Origin of the sequence: Mycobacterium hippophais, from assembly GCF_027529605.1 — a bacterium.
Classification (GTDB): domain Bacteria; phylum Actinomycetota; class Actinomycetes; order Mycobacteriales; family Mycobacteriaceae; genus Mycobacterium; species Mycobacterium arseniciresistens.
In genome coordinates, this window is the sequence record NZ_JAPZPY010000013.1 from 118,235 (window position 1) to 138,415 (window position 20,181).

Annotated in this window: 8 protein-coding genes; 5 read left to right on the forward strand and 3 right to left on the reverse strand. The window is 70.5% G+C overall.

Annotated elements, in window-relative coordinates:
* Nucleotides 1-7 precede the first annotated feature (7 nt).
* From O6P37_RS23655 to O6P37_RS23675, 5 genes are all read left to right on the forward strand, one after another.
* Nucleotides 8-790, forward strand: coding sequence for a decaprenylphospho-beta-D-erythro-pentofuranosid-2-ulose 2-reductase (locus O6P37_RS23655; RefSeq protein ID WP_269896364.1), 783 nt, complete (start codon nt 8-10; stop codon nt 788-790).
* Between the two features lie 65 nt (nt 791-855).
* Nucleotides 856-2,688 carry a galactan 5-O-arabinofuranosyltransferase gene (locus tag O6P37_RS23660; protein ID WP_269896398.1) on the forward strand — a complete coding sequence of 611 codons (1,833 nt, stop codon included), beginning with the start codon at nt 856-858 and terminating at the stop codon, nt 2,686-2,688.
* A complete protein-coding gene (locus O6P37_RS23665; protein WP_269896365.1) occupies nt 2,681-5,956 on the forward strand; it encodes an arabinosyltransferase domain-containing protein in 3,276 nt (1,091 codons plus the stop codon). The genes O6P37_RS23660 and O6P37_RS23665 overlap by 8 nt, the downstream gene beginning before the upstream one ends.
* Before the next feature lie 17 nt (nt 5,957-5,973).
* On the forward strand, nt 5,974-9,315 hold the full coding sequence (locus O6P37_RS23670; RefSeq protein ID WP_408633239.1) for an arabinosyltransferase domain-containing protein: 3,342 nt from the start codon (nt 5,974-5,976) through the stop codon (nt 9,313-9,315).
* Nucleotides 9,312-12,512 carry an arabinosyltransferase domain-containing protein gene (locus tag O6P37_RS23675; protein WP_269896367.1) on the forward strand — a complete coding sequence of 1,067 codons (3,201 nt, stop codon included), beginning with the start codon at nt 9,312-9,314 and terminating at the stop codon, nt 12,510-12,512. The genes O6P37_RS23670 and O6P37_RS23675 overlap by 4 nt, the downstream gene beginning before the upstream one ends.
* A gap of 1 nt (nt 12,513) precedes the next feature.
* Here O6P37_RS23675 and O6P37_RS23680 read toward each other — a convergent pair whose 3' ends face one another.
* Genes O6P37_RS23680 through pks13 form a run of 3 tightly spaced genes read right to left on the reverse strand, consistent with a single transcriptional unit; the run spans nt 12,514 to nt 20,082 of the window.
* Entirely contained in the window at nt 12,514-13,116 is a 603-nt protein-coding gene (locus O6P37_RS23680) for a dihydrofolate reductase family protein (protein ID WP_269896368.1), read from the reverse strand.
* A 49-nt stretch (nt 13,117-13,165) separates the two neighbouring features.
* Nucleotides 13,166-14,740: an acyl-CoA carboxylase subunit beta gene (locus O6P37_RS23685; RefSeq protein WP_269896369.1), complete on the reverse strand. Its 1,575-nt coding sequence runs from the start codon at nt 14,738-14,740 to the stop codon at nt 13,166-13,168.
* The gene (gene pks13 / locus O6P37_RS23690) at nt 14,737-20,082 is read right to left on the reverse strand and encodes a polyketide synthase Pks13 (protein WP_269896399.1); all 5,346 of its coding nucleotides are present in this window, start codon (nt 20,080-20,082) and stop codon (nt 14,737-14,739) included. The genes O6P37_RS23685 and pks13 overlap by 4 nt, the downstream gene beginning before the upstream one ends.
* Nucleotides 20,083-20,181: the final 99 nt, after the last annotated feature.

Here is a 20,181-nt window from a genome sequence, read left to right on the forward strand (position 1 = left end):
GTACTGCATGGTGCTCGACGCCGTTGGTAATCCGCAGACCATCCTGCTTCTCGGGGGCACCTCGGAGATCGGGCTGGCCATCTGCGAGCGCTACCTGCGCAATGCCCGCGCCCGCATCGTGCTGGCCGACCTGCCGGGGCACCCCGGCAAGGACAGGGCGATCGCCGCGATGACGGCGGCGGGCGCCCGGTCCGTCGAGTGGATCGACTTCGACGGGGTCGACACCGCAAGCCATCCCGCAGTCATCGAGGCGGCTTGGGGCGGCGGGGACGTCGACGTCGCGATCGTGGCGTTCGGCCTGCTCGGCGACGCCGAGGAGCTGTGGCAGAACCAGCGCAAGGCGGTGCAGATCGCCCAGATCAACTACACCGCGGCGGTGTCGGTCGGCGTCCTGCTCGGGGAGAAGATGCGGGCGCAGGGCTCCGGCCGGATCATCGCTATGAGCTCGGCGGCCGGCGAACGGGTGCGGCGGTCGAACTTCGTCTACGGCTCCACCAAGGCCGGCCTCGACGGCTTCTACCTCGGCCTTGGAGAAGCGCTGCGCGAGTACGGGGTTCGCGTCCTGGTCATCCGGCCCGGTCAGGTGCGCACGACGACGACCATGAAGCACTGGGAGGCCACCGGGTCCAAGGAGGCGCCGTTCACCGTCGACAAGGAGGACGTCGCCGAGCTGGCCGTCACCGCGTCGACGAAGGGCAAGGACCTCGTGTGGGCGCCGCGGATGTTCCGCTTCGTGATGATGGTGCTGCGGCACATCCCGCGGCCGATCTTCCGCAAGCTGCCGATCTGACGGTGGGCACGAGCGGCGCGACCAGGGTGTCGGCAGTGCGCAGCGCGCTGGCCGCACTCGGTCAGATGGCGATCGCCGGGGTGATCGCCGTGCTGGTGTCGGTGGTGTCGCTGGTCGCGATAGCGCGGGTCGAGTGGCCCGCCTACAACTCGTCGAACCAGCTGCACGCGCTCACGACTGTCGGCCAATTCGGTGCGCTGGCGGGACTGTTCGCCTCCATCTGGCTGTGGCGCCGCGGCCGCAGGCTGATCGCCGGGCCGGCGGCTCAGGTGTTCTTGGCCGCGTTCACCGTGGTGACGCTGGCGATGCCGCTCGGCGCGACGAAGCTGTACCTCTTCGGCGTCTCCGTCGACCAGCAGTTCCGCACCGAGTACCTGACCCGGCTCACCGACAGCGCCGCGCCGCACGACATGACCTACATCGGGCTGCCGCCGTACTACCCGTCGGGCTGGTTCTGGATCGGCGGCCGGCTGGCGGCGCTGACCGGAACCCCGGCGTGGGAGATGTTCAAGCCGTGGGCCATCACGTCGATCGCTATCGCGGTGGCGATCGCGCTGGCGCTGTGGGCGGCGATGATCCGCTTCGAGTACGCGGTGCTGGTCACCGCCGCGACCGCCGCGGTGATGCTGGCCTACTCGCCGGCCGAGCCGTACGCGGCGGTGATCGCCGTGCTGCTGCCGCCGGTGTTCGTGCTGGCCTGGTCGGGGCTACGGGGGAATCGACACGGCGGCTGGGCGGCGGTGGTGGGTGTCGGGCTGTTCCTGGGCGTGGCTGCGCTGTTCTACACGCTGCTGTTCGGGTTCGCCGCGTTCACGCTGGCCATCATGGGGGCGGCGCTCGCCGTGCACCGGCGCAGCTGGCAGCCGGTGCTGCGGCTGGCCGTGATCGCCGTGCTGTCCGGCCTGATCGCGCTGATCCACTGGGGCCCGTACGTGATCGCCGCGATCCAGGGGTCCCCGGCCGGCACGGGGACGGCGCAGCACTATCTGCCGGCCGACGGCGCCCAGCTGTCGTTCCCGATGCTGAGCTTCACCCTGCTCGGCGCGCTGTGCATGGTGGGCACCGTCTGGCTGATCGTGCGCGCCCGCACTTCGGTGCGGGCCGGTGCGCTGGCCGCCGGTGTGCTGGCGGTCTACGCCTGGTCGCTGCTGTCGATGCTGACCACACTCGTCGGCACCACCCTGCTGTCCTTCCGGCTGCAGCCGACGCTGGTGGTGCTGCTCGCGGCGGCGGGCACGTTCGGCTTCGTCGAGGGCGCGCGCGGGCTCGCCGACAGCTTCTCCAGCAGGCGGCTGCTGGCCACGGCGACGGCGCTGGGCGTGATCGGCGCGCTGACGTTCACCCAGGACATCCCCGACGTGCTGCGGCCCGACATCGCCGTGGCCTACACCGACACCGGCGGCGACGGACAGCGGGCCGACCGCCGCCCGCCCGGCGCCGAGAAGCACTACCGCGAGATCGACGAGAAGATCCTCAGCACCACGGGCCGGCCCCGCCACGAGACCGTGGTGCTGACCGCCGACTACAGCTTCCTGTCCTTCTACCCGTACTACGGCTTCCAGGGACTGACGTCGCACTACGCCAACCCGCTGGCGCAGTTCGACCGGCGCGCAGACGCCATCGAGAGCTGGAGCTCGCTGACCGGCGCCGACCAGTTCGTCGAGGCGCTCGACGCGCTGCCGTGGGATCCGCCGACGGTGTTCCTGATGCGTCACGGCGGCCCCGGCGGATCGGCGGACAGCTACACGCTGCGGCTGGCCTCCGACGTCTACCCCAACCAGCCCAACGTGCGCCGCTACCAGGTGGCGTTCGACGCCACACTGTTCGACGACCCCCGCTTCGAGGTCAGCGAGATCGGACCGTTCGTCCTGGCGATCCGGAAACCGGTCGATGGCTGACACGGAAACCGGGCCACTAACATCAAGCCCCGTGGTCGGCAAGGCGGTGCGCAACGGTAACCACCGCACCGCGCGCATCATCGCGATCGTGGCCGGCCTGCTCGGCGCGGCGATGGCGATCGCCACCCCGCTGCTGCCGGTCGAGCAGACCACCGCCGAACTCAACTGGCCGCAGGACGGTGTGCTGCAGAGCGTCGACGCGCCGCTGATCGGCTACGTCGCCACCGACCTCACCATCACGGTGCCCTGCCAGGCCGCCGCGGGCCTGGTCGGTCCGCAGAACGCGGGCCGCACCGTGCTGGTGTCCACGGTGCCCAAGCAGGCACCCAAGGCCATCGACCGCGGGCTGCTGATCGAGCGGGTGGACAACAACCTGCTGGTGATCGTGCGCAACACCCCGGTGGTCAGCGCGCCGCTGGCGCAGGTGCTGGGGCCGGACTGCCGGGAGCTGACCTTCACCGCGCACGCCGACAAGGTGACCGGCGAATTCGTCGGGCTGACCCAGGGCCCGAACGACGAGGACCCGGGTGCGCCGCTGCGCGGCGAACGCGGCGGCTACGACTTCCGCCCGCAGATCGTCGGGGTGTTCACCGACCTGTCCGGCCGCGCGCCACCCGGCCTGCAGTTCTCCGCGACCGTCGACTCCCGCTACAGCACCACACCGACGCTGCTGAAGACGCTGATCATGCTGCTCGGCGTGGTGCTGACGGTGGTCGCGCTCGGCGCGCTGCACGTCCTGGACACCGCCGACGGGATGCGGCACCGGCGCCTGCTCCCTGCCCGCTGGTGGCGGGTGAAGCCGCTCGACGGCCTGGTCACCGCGGTGCTGGTGTGGTGGCACTTCGTCGGCGCCAACACCGCCGACGACGGCTACATCCTCACCATGGCCCGGGTGTCCGAGCATGCCGGCTACATGGCGAACTACTACCGCTGGTTCGGCACCCCCGAGGCGCCGTTCGGCTGGTACTACGACCTGCTCGCGCTGTGGGCGCAGGTCAGCACCACCAGCGCCTGGGTCCGGCTGCCCACGCTGGTGATGGGGGTGCTGTGCTGGGCGCTGATCAGCCGGGAGGTGATCCCGCGCCTCGGTCACAAAGTCAAGACCAGCCCTGCGGCGGCGTGGACGGCGGCCGGGCTGTTCCTGGCGTTCTGGCTGCCGCTGAACAACGGGCTGCGGCCGGAGCCGATCATCGCCCTCGGCATCCTGCTGACCTGGTGCTCGGTGGAACGCGGGGTGGCCACCAGCAGGCTGCTCCCGGTCGCGATCGCCATCATCATCGGCGCGCTCACGCTGTTCTCCGGACCCACCGGCATCGCGGCCGTCGGCGCTCTGCTCGTCGCCGTCGGTCCGCTGAAAACCATTGTTGCGCGCCATGTCTCGCAGTTCGGCTACCTGGCGCTGCTGGCACCCATCCTGGCCGCGGCCACCGTCACGGTCATCCTGGTCTTCCGCGACCAGACCCTCGCCTCGGAGATCCAGGCCAGCTCCTTCAAGTCCGCGATCGGCCCCAGCCTCAGCTGGTTCGACGAGCACATCCGTTACGAGCGGCTGTTCACCCTCAGTCCCGACGGCTCGGTGGCACGCCGGTTCGCGGTGCTCACCCTGCTGCTCGCCCTCGCGGTGTCGGTGGCGATGACGCTGCGCAAGGGCCGGATCCCCGGCACCGCGGCCGGTCCGAGCCGGCGCATCGTCGGCATCACGATCATCTCCTTCCTGGTGATGATGTTCACGCCGACCAAGTGGACGCACCACTTCGGGGTGTTCGCCGGGCTGGCCGGATCGCTCGGCGCGCTGGCCGCCGTGGCGGTGACAGCCGCGGCGATGCGTTCGCGCCGCAACCGGTCGATGTTCGCCGCGGCCGTGCTGTTCGTGATGGCGCTGTCCTTCGCCACCGTCAACGGTTGGTGGTACGTCTCGAACTTCGGCGTGCCGTGGTCGAACGCGTTCCCCGAGTGGAGATTCGGCTTCAGCACCATCCTGCTCGGGCTGGCGGTGCTCGCCCTGCTGGCCGCCGCCTGGTATCACTTCTCCGGCCGCGACACCTCACCGGAGGCCGGCGGCCGGCTGCAGTGGCGGCGAATCATCCAGTCCCCCTTGGCGATCGCGACGTGGCTGCTGGTGATGTTCGAGGTCGTCTCGCTCACGCTGGCGATGACCGACCAGTACCCGGCGTGGAGCAACGGCCGGTCCAACCTCGAGGCGCTGACCGGCAAGACCTGCGGGCTGGCCGACGACGTGATGGTGGAGCAGGACATCAACGCCGGGCTGCTGCAGCCGGTGGGCGTTCCGGTCGGTGAGGCGCTGGGCGCCGGAACCGACCGGGGTTTCGGCCCCAACGGCATCCCGACGGACGTGTCCGCCGACCCGGTGATGGACCAGCCGGGATCGGCCAACTTCGCCGACACTCCCGCGGACAGCGGTATGGAGACCGACGGCGAAGCGGGAACCGAGGGTGGCACCACGGCGAGGGCGGGCGTCAACGGATCGCGGGCCCGGCTGCCCTACGGCCTGGATCCCGCCCGCACCCCGGTGCTCGGCAGCTGGCGCAGCGGCACCCAGCAGACGGCCGCCATGCGCTCGGCGTGGTACCGGCTGCCGCCGCGCGACAGCGACAGGGAGCCGCCGCTGCTGGCCGTGGCGGCCGCGGGCCGCTTCGATCCCGGCGAGGTCGTCGTGCAGTGGGCCACCGACGCGGGCGCGGCCGCCGACGAACCGGGCGGCGCCGTCGGATTCGCCGACGTGGGCGCCTCCCCCGCCTGGCGCAATCTGCGGGCCCCGCTGGCGGCCATCCCGCGCGAGGCCACCCTGATCCGCCTGGCGGCCACCGACGACGACCTGTCGCCGCAGCACTGGATCGCGCTGACCCCGCCCCGCATCCCGGAGCTGCGCACCCTGCAGGACGTCGTCGGGTCCACCGACCCGGTGATGCTGGACTGGCTGGTCGGCATGGCGTTCCCGTGCCAGCGCCCGTTCTTCCACCGCAACGGCGTCACCGAGGTGCCGAAGTGGCGCATCCTGCCCGACCGGTTCGGCGCCGAGGCCAACTCGCCGGTGATGGACTACCTGGGCGGCGGCCCGCTCGGCATCACCGAACTGCTGCTGCGTCCTGGCACCGTGCCCACCTACCTGCGCGACGACTGGTTCCGCGACTGGGGCGCCCTGCAGCGGCTCACGCCGTACTACCCGAACGCGCAGCCGGCCCGGCTCGACCTCGGCTCGGCCACCCGCAGCGGGTTCTGGAGCCCGGCACCGCTGCGCCTCTCCTGACCGTCTTGGCGCGTCGCATACCATCGTCCCTCGTGCCCGCCGATGCCGAAGACACCGCCGTCCGCGGTCCCCGCATCGCCCGGTTGATCGCGGTCGTCGCCGGCCTGGCCGGCGTCGTGCTGTGCGCGCTGGTGCCCCTGCTGCCGGTGAAGCAGACCACCGCCACGATCCTGTGGCCGCAGGCCCCGGCCGCATCAGGCACCGGAGCCGCTCCGGCGGCGACATCAGGCACCGTCGGGCAGCTGACCGCGCCGCTGGTGTCCGGTGCGCCGCTCGCGCTCGACGTGTCGATCCCCTGCCGGGCGATCGCCACCCTGCCGCCCAACGGCGGAACGGTGTTCTCGACGATCCCCGAGGGCGGCATCGCCTCCGGCCGCAACGGGTTGTTCGTCCGCGCCAACACCGACGCCGTACTGGTCGCGTTCCGGGACACGGTGGCGGCCGTCGCCCCGCGCGCCGCGGTGGCCGGCGGCGGCTGCAGCACGCTGCACGTGTGGGCCGACGCCGGCGGTGCGGGCGCCGACTTCATCGGCATCCCCGGTGCGGCCGGCGTGCTTCCCGCCGACAAGAAGCCACAGGTCGCCGGCGTCTTCACCGACCTGGACGTGGCGGCCCAACCCGGCCTGTCGGCGCGCATCGACGTCGACACCCGGTTCATCACCACCCCGACACCGCTCAAGCTCGCGGTGATGGTGCTCGGCGTCGCGTGCGTCATCGCCTCGATCGTCGCGCTGGCGGTGCTGGACCGCCGCGGCAGGCGGCGGATCGCCCTGGCGTGGCGCGGTGTCGTGCGCGCCGGGCCAGCGACGTGGCTGGCCGACGCCGGCGTCGTGGGCGCCCTGCTGGTGTGGCACGTCGTCGGGCCGCCGTCCTCGGACGACGGTTACAACCTGACCATCGCGCGCATCGCGGACGAGGCTGGATACGCCACCAACTACTTCCGCTTCTTCGGCGCCACCGAGGCGCCCTTCGACTGGTATCAGTCGGTGCTCGCGCACCTGGCGTCGGTCAGCACTGCGGGGACGTGGATGCGGCTGCCTGCCACCGCGGCTGCCATCGCCACCTGGTTGATCATCAGCCGGTGCGCGCTGCCCCGGCTCGGCAGGCGGCTGGCCGCCAACCGCGTCGCCGTGCTGACCGCCGGTGCGGTGTTCCTGGCGGCGTGGCTGCCGTTCAACAACGGCCTGCGCCCCGAACCGCTGATCGCCTTCGGCGTGGTCGCGGTGTGGATGCTCGTGGAGAGTGCCATCGGAACGCGGCGGTTGTGGCCGGCGGCGGCGGCGATCGTCATCGCGGTGTTCTCGGTGACACTCGCGCCGCAGGGACTCATCGCCCTGGCGCCGCTGCTCGTCGGGGCACGCCCCATCGCGCGCATCGTCTCCGCCCGCAGGACGGCCCACGGGCTCGGCGCCGCGCTGGCGCCACTGGCCGCCGCCGCGTCGCTGATCTTTGTGATCGCCTTCCGGGACCAGACCCTTGCCACCGTCGCCGAGTCGGTCCGCATCAAGTACGTCGTCGGCCCCACCATCCCCTGGTACCAGGAGTTCCTGCGGTACTACTTCCTGACCGTCGAGGACAGCGTCGACGGCTCGCTGACCCGGCGCTTCTCGGTGCTGATCCTGCTGCTGTGCGTGTTCGGCCTGCTCATGGTGCTGCTGCGGCGCGGCCGGGTGCCAGGCGCGTTCAGCGCACCGGTGTGGCGGCTGACCGGCACCACCGCGGTGGGGCTGCTCCTGCTGACGCTCACGCCCACCAAGTGGGCCGTGCAGTTCGGCGCGTTCGCCGGGCTGGCGGGTGCGCTGGGCGCGATCACCGCGTTCGCCTTCGCCCGTGTCGGTCTGCACAGCCGACGGAACCTCGCGCTGTACGTCACGGCGCTGCTCTTCGTGCTGGCATGGGCCACCTCGGGCCTCAACGGCTGGTTCTACGTCGGCAACTACGGCGTGCCGTGGTTCGACAAGCAGCCGGTGATCGTCGGCTTCCCGGTCACCACGATCTTCCTGGTGCTCGCCATCGCCGGCGGACTGCTCACCGGCTGGCTGCACTTCCGGATGGACTACGCCGGGCACACCGAGGTCGCCGACACCGGCCGCAACCGGGCGCTGGCGTCCACCCCGCTGCTCGTCGTCGCGACCATCATGGTGGTGCTCGAGCTGGGCTCCATGCTCAAGGCCACCGCGACGCGCTACCCCGTCTACACCACCGGTGCGGCGAACCTGTCGGCGCTGCGGTCGGGACTCTCGAAGGACAGCTGCGCGATGGCCGACGCCGTGCTCGTCGAGGCCGACACCAACGCAGGCATGCTGGCGCCCGTGCCGGGTCAGCGCTTCGGGGAGTACGGCCCGCTCGGCGGGGAGGACCCGGTCGGCTTCACCCCGAACGGCGTCAACGACACCCTCGAGCCGGCCGAGCCGGTGGCGGCCAACCCGGGCACGGTCAACTCCGACGGCCCGGTGGACAAGCCCAACATCGCCGTCGGCTTCGCGGCGGGCACCGGCGGCGGCTACGGCCCCGAGGGGGTCAACGGCTCCCGGGTGTTCCTGCCGTTCGGGCTGGACCCGGACCGCACGCCGGTGATGGGCAGCTTCGCCGAGCCCGGTTCGGACGAGGCCGGAGTCGCCGCGCAGGCCACCTCGGCGTGGTACCAGCTGCCGCCCCGCACCGCCGACCGGCCGCTGGTGACCGTCGCCGCCGCGGGCGCGATCTGGTACTACGAGGAGGACGGCTCGTTCAACTACGGCCAGTCGCTCAAACTGCAGTGGGGTGTGCACCGGCCCGACGGCAGCTACCAGGAGCTCGGCGAGGTGCAGCCGATCGACATCGTCCAGCAGAAGGCCTGGCGCAACCTGCGTTTCCCGCTCGCGTGGGCGCCGCCGGAGGCCAACGTCGCGCGCATCGTGGCCGACGACCCGAACCTGTCGGAGGACCAGTGGTTCGGGTTCACACCGCCGCGGGTGCCGGTGCTGCAGACCGCCCAGGACTTCCTCGGCGACCGGACGCCCGTGCTGATGGACATCGCGACCGCCGCGAACTTCCCGTGCCAGCGCCCGTTCTCCGAACACCTGGGGGTGGCCGAACTGCCGGAGTACCGGGTGCTGCCCAACTTCAAGCAGGTGATCACCTCGTCGAACCAGTGGCAGTCGGCCGAGGACGGCGGGCCGTTCCTGTTCATCCAGGCGCTGCTGCGCACCGAGTCGATCCCGACGTACCTGCGTGACGACTGGTACCGGGACTGGGGTTCCATCGAGCGCTACAACCGTGTGGTGCCCCGGGACGACGCACCCGACGCGGTGATCGAGGAGGGTTCGAAGCGGGTGTTCGGCTGGAGCCGTGGCGGACCGATCAGGGCCCTCCCGTGATCGGCAGCGTGAACGAGGTCAGGGACCGGAGCCGCGACGTGCGGGTGGCGCGCTGGGTCGCCACCATCGCCGGCCTGCTCGGGTTCGTGATGTCGGTCGCCACACCGCTGCTCCCGGTCACCCAGACCACGGCGACGCTGAACTGGCCCCAGCAGGGCCAGTTCGCCAACGTGACGGCACCGCTGATCACCCAGGCGCCGGTCAGCCTCACCGCCAGCATCCCGTGCGAGGTGGTCCGGGGAATGCCCCGCGACGGCGGACTGGTGCTCGGCACCGCGCCCGCCGAGGGCCGCGACGCCGCACTGAACGCGATGCTGGTCAACGTCACGGCCTCGCGCGTCGACGTGATCGTGCGCAACGTGGTGGTGGCCAGCGTGGAACGCGACCGCGTCGCCGGGCCCGGCTGCGAGCGCATCGACATCACCTCCACGATCGAGGGCACCTACGCCGAGTTCGTCGGGCTGACCAAACGTGACGGCAGCCCGCAGCGCTCCGGATTCCCCGACCCCAACCTGCGGCCCGCGATCGTGGGCGTGTTCACCGATCTGACCGGTCCCGCCCCGCCCGGGCTGGAATTCTCGGCCGCGATCGACACCCGCTTCAGCACCCAGCCGACGACGGTCAAACTGCTCGCGATGGTGCTCGGCATCGTGTGCACGGCCGTCGCGCTGGTCGCCCTGTGGCGACTGGACCGCCTCGACGGCCGCCGCATGCGCCGGCTGATCCCCACCCGTTGGCGGACCTTCACCGCCGTGGACGCGTTCGTGGTGGGTGTGTTCGCCCTCTGGTACATCATCGGCACCAACTCCTCCGATGACGGCTACCAGATGCAGATGGCCCGCACCGCCGAGCACTCCGGCTACATGGCCAACTACTTCCGCTGGTTCGGCGTCCCCGAGGACCCGTTCGGCTGGTACTACAACGTGCTGGCGCTGATGTCGCAGGTGAGCACCGCCGGCATTTGGATGCGTCTGCCCGACCTGGCCTGTTCGCTGATCTGCTGGCTGCTGCTGTCCCGCGAGGTGCTGCCTCGACTGGGGCCCGCCGTGATCGCCAGCCGCCCGGCGCTGTGGGCGGCCGGTCTGGTGCTGATCGGCGCCTGGATGCCGTTCAACAACGGCCTGCGCCCGGAGGGGCAGATCGCCACCGGCGCCCTGATCACCTACGTGCTGATCGAGCGCGCCGTCAGTTCGGGCCGGTTGGCCCCGGCCGCGCTGGCCATCTTCTCGGCGGCGTTCACGCTGGGCATCCAGCCCACCGGACTGATCGCGGTGGCGGCGCTGGTGGCAGGCGGGCGACCGATCCTTCGCATCGTGATGCGCCGCAGGCAGACGGTCCGCACCTGGCCGCTGATCGCGCCGATGCTCGCGGCGGGCACCGTGATCCTGTGCGTGGTGTTCGCCGACCAGACCATCGCAACGGTGTTGGAGGCCACCCGGATCCGCACGGCGATCGGCCCCAGCCAGGAGTGGTGGACCGAGAACCTGCGCTACTACTACCTGGTGCTGCCGACGGTGGACGGGGCGATCTCGCGCCGGTTCGCCTTCCTGTTCACCGCACTGTGCCTGTTCCCGGCGCTGTTCATGATGTTGCGCCGCAAGAGGATTGCCGGCATCGCCCGCGGCCCGGCCTGGCGGCTGATGGGCATCATCTTCGCCACCATCTTCTTCCTGATGTTCACCCCCACCAAGTGGATCCACCACTTCGGCCTGTTCGCCGCGGTGGGCGGCGCCATGGCCGCGCTCACCACCGTGCTGATGTCACGGACGGTGCTGCGCTCGGCACGCAACCGGATGGCGTTCCTGGCACTGGTGTTCTTCGTGCTGGCGCTGTGCTTCGCTTCGGTCAACGGCTGGTGGTACGTCTCCAACTACGGTGTGCCGTTCAACAACTCGGTGCCACAGCTGGGCGGGGTCACCGTGTCTACGGTGTTCTTCGCGCTGTTCGCGATCGCCGCACTCTGGGCGTTCTGGCTGCACGTGTCCGGGCGGCGCGAGTCGCGGGTGGTGGACCGGTTGACCGCCGCACCGGTCCCACTGGCCGCCGGGTTCATGGTCGTGGTGTTCATCGCGTCGATGGTGATCGGCGTGGTGCGCCAGTACCCGACCTACTCCAACGGCTGGGCGAACGTACGGGCGTTCGTCGGCGGCTGCGGCATGGCCGACGACGTGCTGGTCGAGCCCGACTCCAACGCGGGCTTCCTGCGCGTCGCGCCCGGCCGGTACGGCCCACTCGGCCCGCTGGGCGGTACCGACCCGGTCGGCTTCTCCCCCAACGGCGTTCCCGACCGCATCATCGCCGAGGCGATCCGGCTCAACAACCCGCAGCCCGGCACCGACGCCGACTGGAACGGCCCGCGGCGGCTGCCACGCCCCGGGGTGAACGGTTCGACGGTGCCGCTGCCCTACGGCCTGGACCCGGCACGGGTGCCGGTCGCGGGCACCTACTCCACCACGGCGCAGCAGGAGAGCACGCTCGCGTCGGCCTGGTACGAGCTGCCCGCCGCCGACGAGGCGCACCCGCTGGTCGTGATCACCGCGGCCGGCACCGTCGCCGGCAACAGTGTGGCCGAAGGTCTTTCGTCGGGACAGACCGTGGCGCTCGAGTACGGCAGGCGCGGACCCGACGGCGCCTTCGTGCCCGCCGGCCGCGTCGACCCGTACGACATCGGCCCGACGCCGTCCTGGCGCAACCTGCGCTACCCGCGCTCAGAGATCCCGGCCGACGCCGTCGCGGTTCGGGTGATCGCCGAGGACCTCAACCTCGGTCAGGGCGACTGGATCGCCGTGACGCCGCCACGGGTTCCCGAGGTGAAGTCGGTGCAGGAGTACGTCGGGTCCGAGCAGCCGGTGCTGCTGGACTGGGCCGTCGGAATGGCCTTCCCGTGCCAGCAGCCGATGCTGCACGCCAACGGCGTCACCGAGGTGCCCAAGTTCCGCATCTCACCGGACTACTTCGCGAAGCTGCAGAGCACCGACACCTGGCAGAACGGCCTGGAGGGTGGGCTGCTCGGCATCACCGATCTGCTGCTGAAGGCCTCGGTGATGTCGACGTACCTGTCCGAGGACTGGGGCCAGGACTGGGGCTCGCTGCGCAGATTTGACACCGTCGTCGACGCCGAGCCCGCACAGCTCGACCTCGGCACCACCACCCACAGCGGCCTGTACTCCCCGGGCCGGATCCGCATCCAGCCGTGAGCTATTGCGGCAGGTGCGCCTTGGCCTCGTCGTAGCCGGCGGCGCCCGGCGTAGCGGCGGGTGCATACACCAAGTTGAGCACGCCGGTCGAAAAGGTCTGCGATGAGAGCAGTTTCAGCGGAACAGCGTCACCGTCGTCGAACAGCCGCTCGCCGGTGCGCACCGCGATCGGGTGCACCAGCAGCTGCAGCTCGTCGAGCAGCCCGGCAGCCAGCAGCTGACGGATCACCGACACCGAACCCGACATCGAGATGGTGCCGCCCGGCTGCTGTTTCAGTGCGGTGACGGCCTCTACGAGGTCACCGGTGAGCTGTTCGGAGTTGCGCCAGGTGAACTTCAGGTCGTGCCTCGACACCACCACCTTGCGCATGTCGCCGAGCTGCTTGGCGAACGCGGCGTCTTCGCCAGCGTCTCTCTCCCGGTCCGGCCACGCCCCGGCGAAGCTGTCGTAGGTCTTGCGGCCGAGCAGGAGAGTGTCGGCGTCCATCATCGGCGCGCCGACGGCCGCACCCATCTCGTCGTTGAAGTACGGGAAGTGCCACTGATCGGGCGCCTCGGTGACGCCGTCGAGGGAGATGAACAATCCGGCAATGATCTTTCGCATGCCGGTATGACCGCCGGCAATGCGGAAACTCATCGCGGGCGGGCGGGCCTCAGATCGGGGTGAGGCCGTGCTTGCGCTGCACGCGGTTGATCTGCTTGTCGCGCAACAGTCTCATCGACTTGCGCAGGAGCAGCCGGGTCTCGTGCGGCTGGATCACCGCGTCGATGAAGCCACGCTCGGCGGCGATCCACGGCGTCGCCATGTTCAGGTTGTAGCCCTCGATGAACTCGGCGCGGATCTTCTGCACCTCCGGCGCCGTCGGATCGGGGAACCGCTTCACCAGCAGCTGCGCCGCACCCTCGGCGCCGATCACCGCGATCCGGGCCGTCGGCCAGGCGAAGTTCAGATCGGCCGACAGCTGCTTGGAACCCATCACCGCGTACGCGCCGCCGTAGGACTTGCGGATGGTGATCGTCACCTTCGGCACATCGGCCTCGACGACGGCGTTGAGGAAACGCCCGCCGCGCTTGATGATCCCGCCCTTCTCCTGCTCGACGCCCGGCATGAAGCCCGGGGTGTCGACGACGAAGACCAGCGGCAGGTTGTAGGAGTCGCAGAACCGGATGAAGCGGGCCGCCTTGTCGGAGGCCTCATTGTCGATGGCGCCCGACAGGTGCATCGGCTGGTTCGCGATCACGCCCACCGACCGGCCGTCGATCCGCGCGAACGCCGTGATGATCGCCTGGCCCTGGTTGGCGGCCACGTCGAACACGTCGCCGTCGTCGAAGATCCGCAGCAGGATCTCGTGCATGTCGTAGGCCATGTTGTCGCTGTCCGGCACGAGCGAATCGAGCTCGAGGTCGTGCGGCGTGACCTCCGGCTCCAGGCCCGGGTTGACCACCGGCGCGTCGTCGAAGGTGTTGGCGGGCAGGAAGCTCAGATAGTCGCGGGCGTACTGGAACGCCGCCTTCTCGTCCTCCACCACCTGGTGGATGTTGCCGTAGCGGGCCTGGGCGTCGGCGCCGCCGAGTTCGTCGAGGCTGACGTCCTCACCGGTGACGTCCTTGATCACGTCGGGGCCGGTGACGAACATGTAGCCCTGATCACGCACGGCGACAACGAGATCGGTCTGGATCGGCGAGTACACCGCACCACCGGCGCACTTGCCCAGGATGATCGAGATCTCCGGCACCATGCCGCGCAGGAGCTCGTGGCGGCGGCCGAGTTCGGCGTACCAGGCCAGCGACGTCACCGCGTCCTGAATCCGGGCGCCCGCGGAGTCGTTGATGCCGATGATCGGGCAGCCGACCATCGCCACCCACTCCATCAGGTTGGCCACCTTGCGGCCGAACATCTCGCCGACCGAACCCTGGAACACCGTCTGGTCGTGGCTGAACACGCCGACCGGGCGGCCGTTGATGGTGCCGTGTCCGGTGACCACGCCGTCGGTGAACAACGCGTTCGGGTCGCCGGGCGTCTTGGCCAGCGCGCCGATCTCGAGGAAGCTGCCCGGGTCGAGCAGCGCGTGGATCCGCGCGCGGGCGCTGGGCAGGCCCTTCTTGTCGCGGCGGGCCTTGGACTTCTCGTCGCCGGGATCCTTGGCCAGTTGCAGCTTCTCGCGTAGTTCCGCGAGCTTCTCTGCGGTGGTCGCCGCGCGAACGGCGGGCGCTTCTCCTGTGGTCACTTGCTCTCGCTCTCGACGCGGTTGATCGCCTCGCTCATGTGGGCACCCACCTTGGCAATGTACGGCTCGTCGATCGCCTGGATGTGCTCACCCCCGATGGGCACGATCTCGAGATCCTCGACGAACTCGCCCCAGCCGCCGTCGGGCTGACGGATGGCGTAGCGCGGCTCGAAGAAGATCGCGTCATCGTGGTAGCGATCGGCCATGTACAGGGTGACGTGCCCGTCGTAGGGCTGGATCTCCGCCGTCTCGAGCAGCCGGTTGTCCAGGTAGGACGTCCGCTGGTGCTCGATGATGCCGCCGGGGATCTGCACCCCGCTCTGGCTGACGATGTCGAGCACGTACCGGACCTGGCCCTCGTCGTCGAGCTTCTCGAGTTCCTCGTAGGGGATCTCGGGCACCTCGACGTTGAAGGTGCGCTCGGCGAACCGGGCGTAGCGGTCCCAGCGTGCCCGCATCTCCTCCTGGGTCTGCGGGATCTCCTCGCCCGGACGGACCATGTCGATCAGCCCGACGAACCGGACGTCGGCGCCCGCGCGCTTGAGGCCGATCGCGCAGGCGTACGCCAGCGCGCCGCCCAGCGACCAGCCGACCAGGATGTACGGGCCCTTGCCACCGATCTCCATCAGCTTCGGCAGGTACTCGGCGGCCCGTTCCTCGACCGAACCCTCGACCCGCTCGAAGCCGTACATCGGGGTGTCCGGCGGCAGGTGCCGCAGCAGCGGCTCGTACACCACGGTCGACCCGCCCGCGGGATGGAACACGAACACCGGCACGCTGTCCGAACCCTCCACCGGGGGCCGCAGCGTCCGCACGAAGCCGTCGATCTTGCCGCCCTCGAGGTAGTCGCGCACCGTGGTGGCCAGCTCCTCGACCGTCTTCGCCGAGCGGACGGCGTCGACGGTGATGGTGCCCTCGTCGACGCGCTCGGTGAGCCGCTCGGCGATCTTGGTCGCCGTCGCGTCGTCGATGGTCGGCAGCTCGTTGAAGATGCCCCCGGGCGACTTGCCGGTGACGATCGCCCAGGTGGCGAATGTCACCCGCTCCGCGGCGTCGCGGGGCGGCACGTCGGCGCCGAGCGCCTCGGTGACGGCCTCCTGGGTGAGCACCTTGGATGCCGCGGCGACCGTGGACTGAGACGGGCCCGAGGTCCGGGGTCCGGACGGGTCGGTGGGCGGCGGCGGGACCGACTGGGTGTCCGGCTCGGCCTGCGGGTCGGGCGCCGGAGCCACGATCGTGGTGGGGCTGGCGCCGCTGAGCACCGTCGCCTGCTCCCTGACCTCCTCGGCGGCGCCCAGCGGGTGGCCGGCCGACGCGAGCTTCTCCTCGAGCTCGGCCACGGTGCTCGCACCGCCCAGGAGTTCGGCCTGCGCGGCGGCGATCTCCTCGGCGCTCTTGCCCTTCTGGGACTCGGCGAGCTGCTCGACCTCGTCGCGATGCTCGATCGCGTACTGGATCAGCTTCTCGACGGCGTTGAGGTTGGCATCGCGCACCGCGGTCAGCTGGATGGGTGGCATGTCGAAGTCGTATTCGACGCGGTTCTTGATCCGCACCGCCATCAGCGAGTCCAGGCCGAGTTCGATCAGCGGCACCTCCCAGGGCAGGTCCTCGGGCTCGTAGCCCATGGCGCTGCCGACGATGGTGCCCAGCCGGTCGTGGATCGACTCGCCGGAGTCCGGGTTCCACTTGCCCAGCGCTGCACCGAGATTGGCGCCTGCGGTCAGGTTGTCGTGCAGGATGTCGGCGTCGGCGTCCTCGGCGGGTGCGGCGTCGGGTGCGGCCGTCAGTGGCTGTGCCGCAACGGTTCCGGTGGCGACCGCGGCGGGTAGCGCGATCCCCTGGCCGCCGCGGGACACGATTGCGTCGTACACCAGCGTGAACGACTCGTCGATACGGGCGTGCACCTGCACCGAGGCGCCACCCGGATGACGGGTCAGCGTGGTGACCAGCCGGGCGTCCTCGCCCGGCACCGCGCGCTGTTCGGCGGCGACCACCGCGGCATCCGGAAGGATCTGCGTGGCAGCCGATTTCACCAGCGCCGACAGGTCGGTGCCGCCGCGCGGGGCGTACTCCCACACGTGCCGGCCGTCCGGGGTGGCGACGTGCGTACCCGGCATGATGCCCGAGTTGTCACCGCTGAACCGCACGTCGAGCCAGTGCGGCTTGCGGCGGAAGCGGGTGGGCGGGATGTCGGCGAAGTCCAGCGCACCGGCCAGGCCGCGGGAGCGGCGCGGGAACAGTGTGCGCATGTCGAGGTCGTGGCCGTGCACGAACAGCTGCGCCATCGCCGCGGTCATCGAGTCGACCTCGTCCTGCTTGCGGGCCAGCGTGGCGATCAGCTGCCCGTCATGCAGGCCCGCGGCAGCCGTCGTCAGCCCGACCTGCATGAGCGCCACCGGATTCGGCGCCAGCTCCAGGAACGTGGTGTGCCCGTTGTCGACCGCGTTGCGGATGCCGTGGGTGAAGTAGACCGAGTGCCGCAGGCCCTTCTTCCAGTAGTCGACGTCGTGGATCGGCTCGCCGCCGGGCCGGATGTACTGGCCTTCGTGGACGGTCGAGAAGTAGCCGATCTGCACCGGATGCGGCTCGATGCCCTGCAGTTCGGCGGCCAGCTCGCCCAGCAGCGGATCCATCTGCGTGGTGTGGCTGGCGCCCTTGGTCTGGAACTTGCGGGCGAACTTGCCCTCCTTCTCCGCCCGCTCGATGATCGCGTCCACCTGCGCGGGCGGACCGCCGATCACGGTCTGGGTCGGTGCGGCGTAGACGCACACCTCCAGGTCGGGGAAGTCGGAGAACACCGTCTTGATCTCGTCGGCGGAGTACTCGACGAGCGCCATCAGCCGGATGTACTCACCGAACAGCATCGCCTCGCCCTCACCCATCAGGTGACTGCGCGAGCAGATGGTGCGAGTGGCGTCGGCCAGCGACAGGCCGCCGGCGAAGTAGGCCGCGGCGGCCTCGCCGAGCGACTGCCCGATCACCGCACCGGGTTTGGCGCCGTGGTGGCGCAGCAGCTCACCGAGCGCCACCTGGATGGCGAAGATGGTGATCTGGGTGGTCTCGATGCCGTAGTCCTGCGAATCGTCGAGGATCAGCTCCAGCACCGAGTAGCCGCGCTCGTCCTGCACATGCGCGTCGACCTTGTCGATCCACTCGGCGAAGACCTCGTTGCGCAGGTACAGGTTCTTGCCCATCTTGCGGTGCTGCGCACCGAATCCCGCCAGCACCCACACCGGGCCGTTGGTGACCGGGCCGTCGGCGCTGAACACGCTGGGACTCTGCTTGCCCTCGGCGACCGCGCGCAGGCCCTTGACCGCCTCGTCGTGATCGTGGGCGAGCACCACCGCACGGGAGCGGCCGTGGTTGCGTCGCGACAGCGAGCGGCCGATCGACTCGAGGGACGACGCCCGGCCCTCCGGGCTGTCGATCCAGTCGGCCAGCTCGGCGGCGGCCGCGCGCTTGCGGGAGGTCAGGAACGCCGAGACGGCAAGCGGCACAACCGGAGTGGGCTGCTCGCCGGCCGCGAGCTCCTCGCGGGCAGCCTCGAGCAGCCGCTTGGCCTCGTCGGTGATGCCCGGCAGTTCGTACTCGTCGTCGAGCGCAGCGGCCGGACGGTCCAGACCGTCGTCGTCATCTGAGTCTTCAGAGTCCTCGTGAATGAACTCGCCGTACTCGTCCATCCGCACGCCGCCGACGTACTGCGCGGGCTGGTTCGGCGCCGCGGTGACCGCGACCACCTCTTCGGCGGGTTCGGGCTCCACCAGGTCCGACGGCACCAGCTCGCGCAGCACCATGTGCGCGTTGGCGCCGCCGAAGCCGAAGCCGGACACCCCGGCGATCGCGTTGCCGCTGTATCGCGGCCAGTCGGTGACGGTGTCGGCGACCTTCAGCCGCACCGCGTCGAAGTCGATGTACGGGTTCGGGCCGGTGTAGTTGATCGACGGCGGGATCTTGTTGTTCTTCAGCGCGAGCGCCGTCTTCGCCAGGCTCGCCGCGCCCGCGGCCGACTCCAGGTGACCGAGGTTCGACTTCACCGCGCCGAGCAGCGCGGGCCGGTCCGCCGGGCGGCTGCGGCCCACCACGCGGCCCAGCGCGTCGGCCTCGATCGGGTCACCGAGGATGGTGCCGGTGCCGTGCGCCTCGACGTAGTCGACGTCGCGGGGGTTGATGCCCGCGTCCTTGTACGCCTTGCGCAGCACCTCGGCCTGCGCGTCCGGGTTCGGCGCCAGCAGGCCGTTGGACCGGCCGTCGTGGTTGACCGCGCTGCCCGCGACCACCGCGTAGATTTCGTCGCCGTCGCGGCGGGCGTCCGACAGCCGCTTGAACACCAGCATGCCGCCGCCCTCGGAACGGGCGTAGCCGTCGGCGTCCTGGGAGAAGGACTTGATCCGGCCGTCGGAGGCGAGGACGCCGCCGATCTCGTCGAAGGCCGCCGTCACCAGCGGGGTGACCAGCGCGTTGACGCCGCCGACCAGCACGACGTCGGCCTCACCGGCGCGCAGCGCCGCCACACCCTGGTGCGCGGCGACCAGCGAGCTCGAGCAGGCGGTGTCGATGGCCATCGACGGGCCGCGGAAGTCGTAGAAGTACGACACCCGGTTGGCGATGATCGAGCTGGCGCCGCCAGTGATCGCGTACGGGTGCGCCGTCCCCGGGTCGGCGACGGCCAGGAAGCTGTAGTCGTTGGTGGAGCTGCCGATGTAGACGCCGACCCGCTGACCGCGCAGGCTCGACGCCGGGATGCGAGCGTCCTCGAGCGCCTCCCAGGTGAGCTCCAGCGCCATCCGCTGCTGGGGGTCGATGTTGTCGGCTTCCATCTTCGACAGCGCGAAGAACTCGGAGTCGAAGCCCTTGATGTCGGACAGGTAGCCGCCGCGGGTGCGGGCGTTGGCGAGCCGTTCGGCGATCCGCGGCTCGGAGAGGAACTCCGACCAGCGGCCCTCCGGGAGATCGGTGATGGCGTCGCGGCCCTCCAGCAGCGCCTGCCACATCTCGCCGGGGGTGTTCAGGTCACCGGGGAAGCGGGTCGCCAGGCCGACGATCGCCACGTCCTCGACGTCGCGGTCGCGGCTCCAGTCGGTGTCGTCGTCGCTGTGGTCGACCTCGGGCTCACCCTCGATGATCACCGTGGCCAGCGACTCGATGGTCGGGTTGCGGAACACCACGGTCGCGGTCAGCGTGACGCCGGTGAGGTCCTCGATGTCGCTGGCCATCGCGACGGCGTCGCGCGACGACAGGCCGAGCTCCACCATCGGGGCGGACTCGTCGATCTTGTCGGCGGCCTGGCCGGTGGCGTCGGCGATCCAGTTGCGCAGCCATTCGCGCATCTCGTTGACGGTCATGTCGACCTGCGCCGGCCGCAGTGGGCCGTCGTCGCCGGAGGCGACAATCGGGCTGTCGTCGCCGGAGGCGACAATCGGCTGGTCCTGTGCGGACGGCGA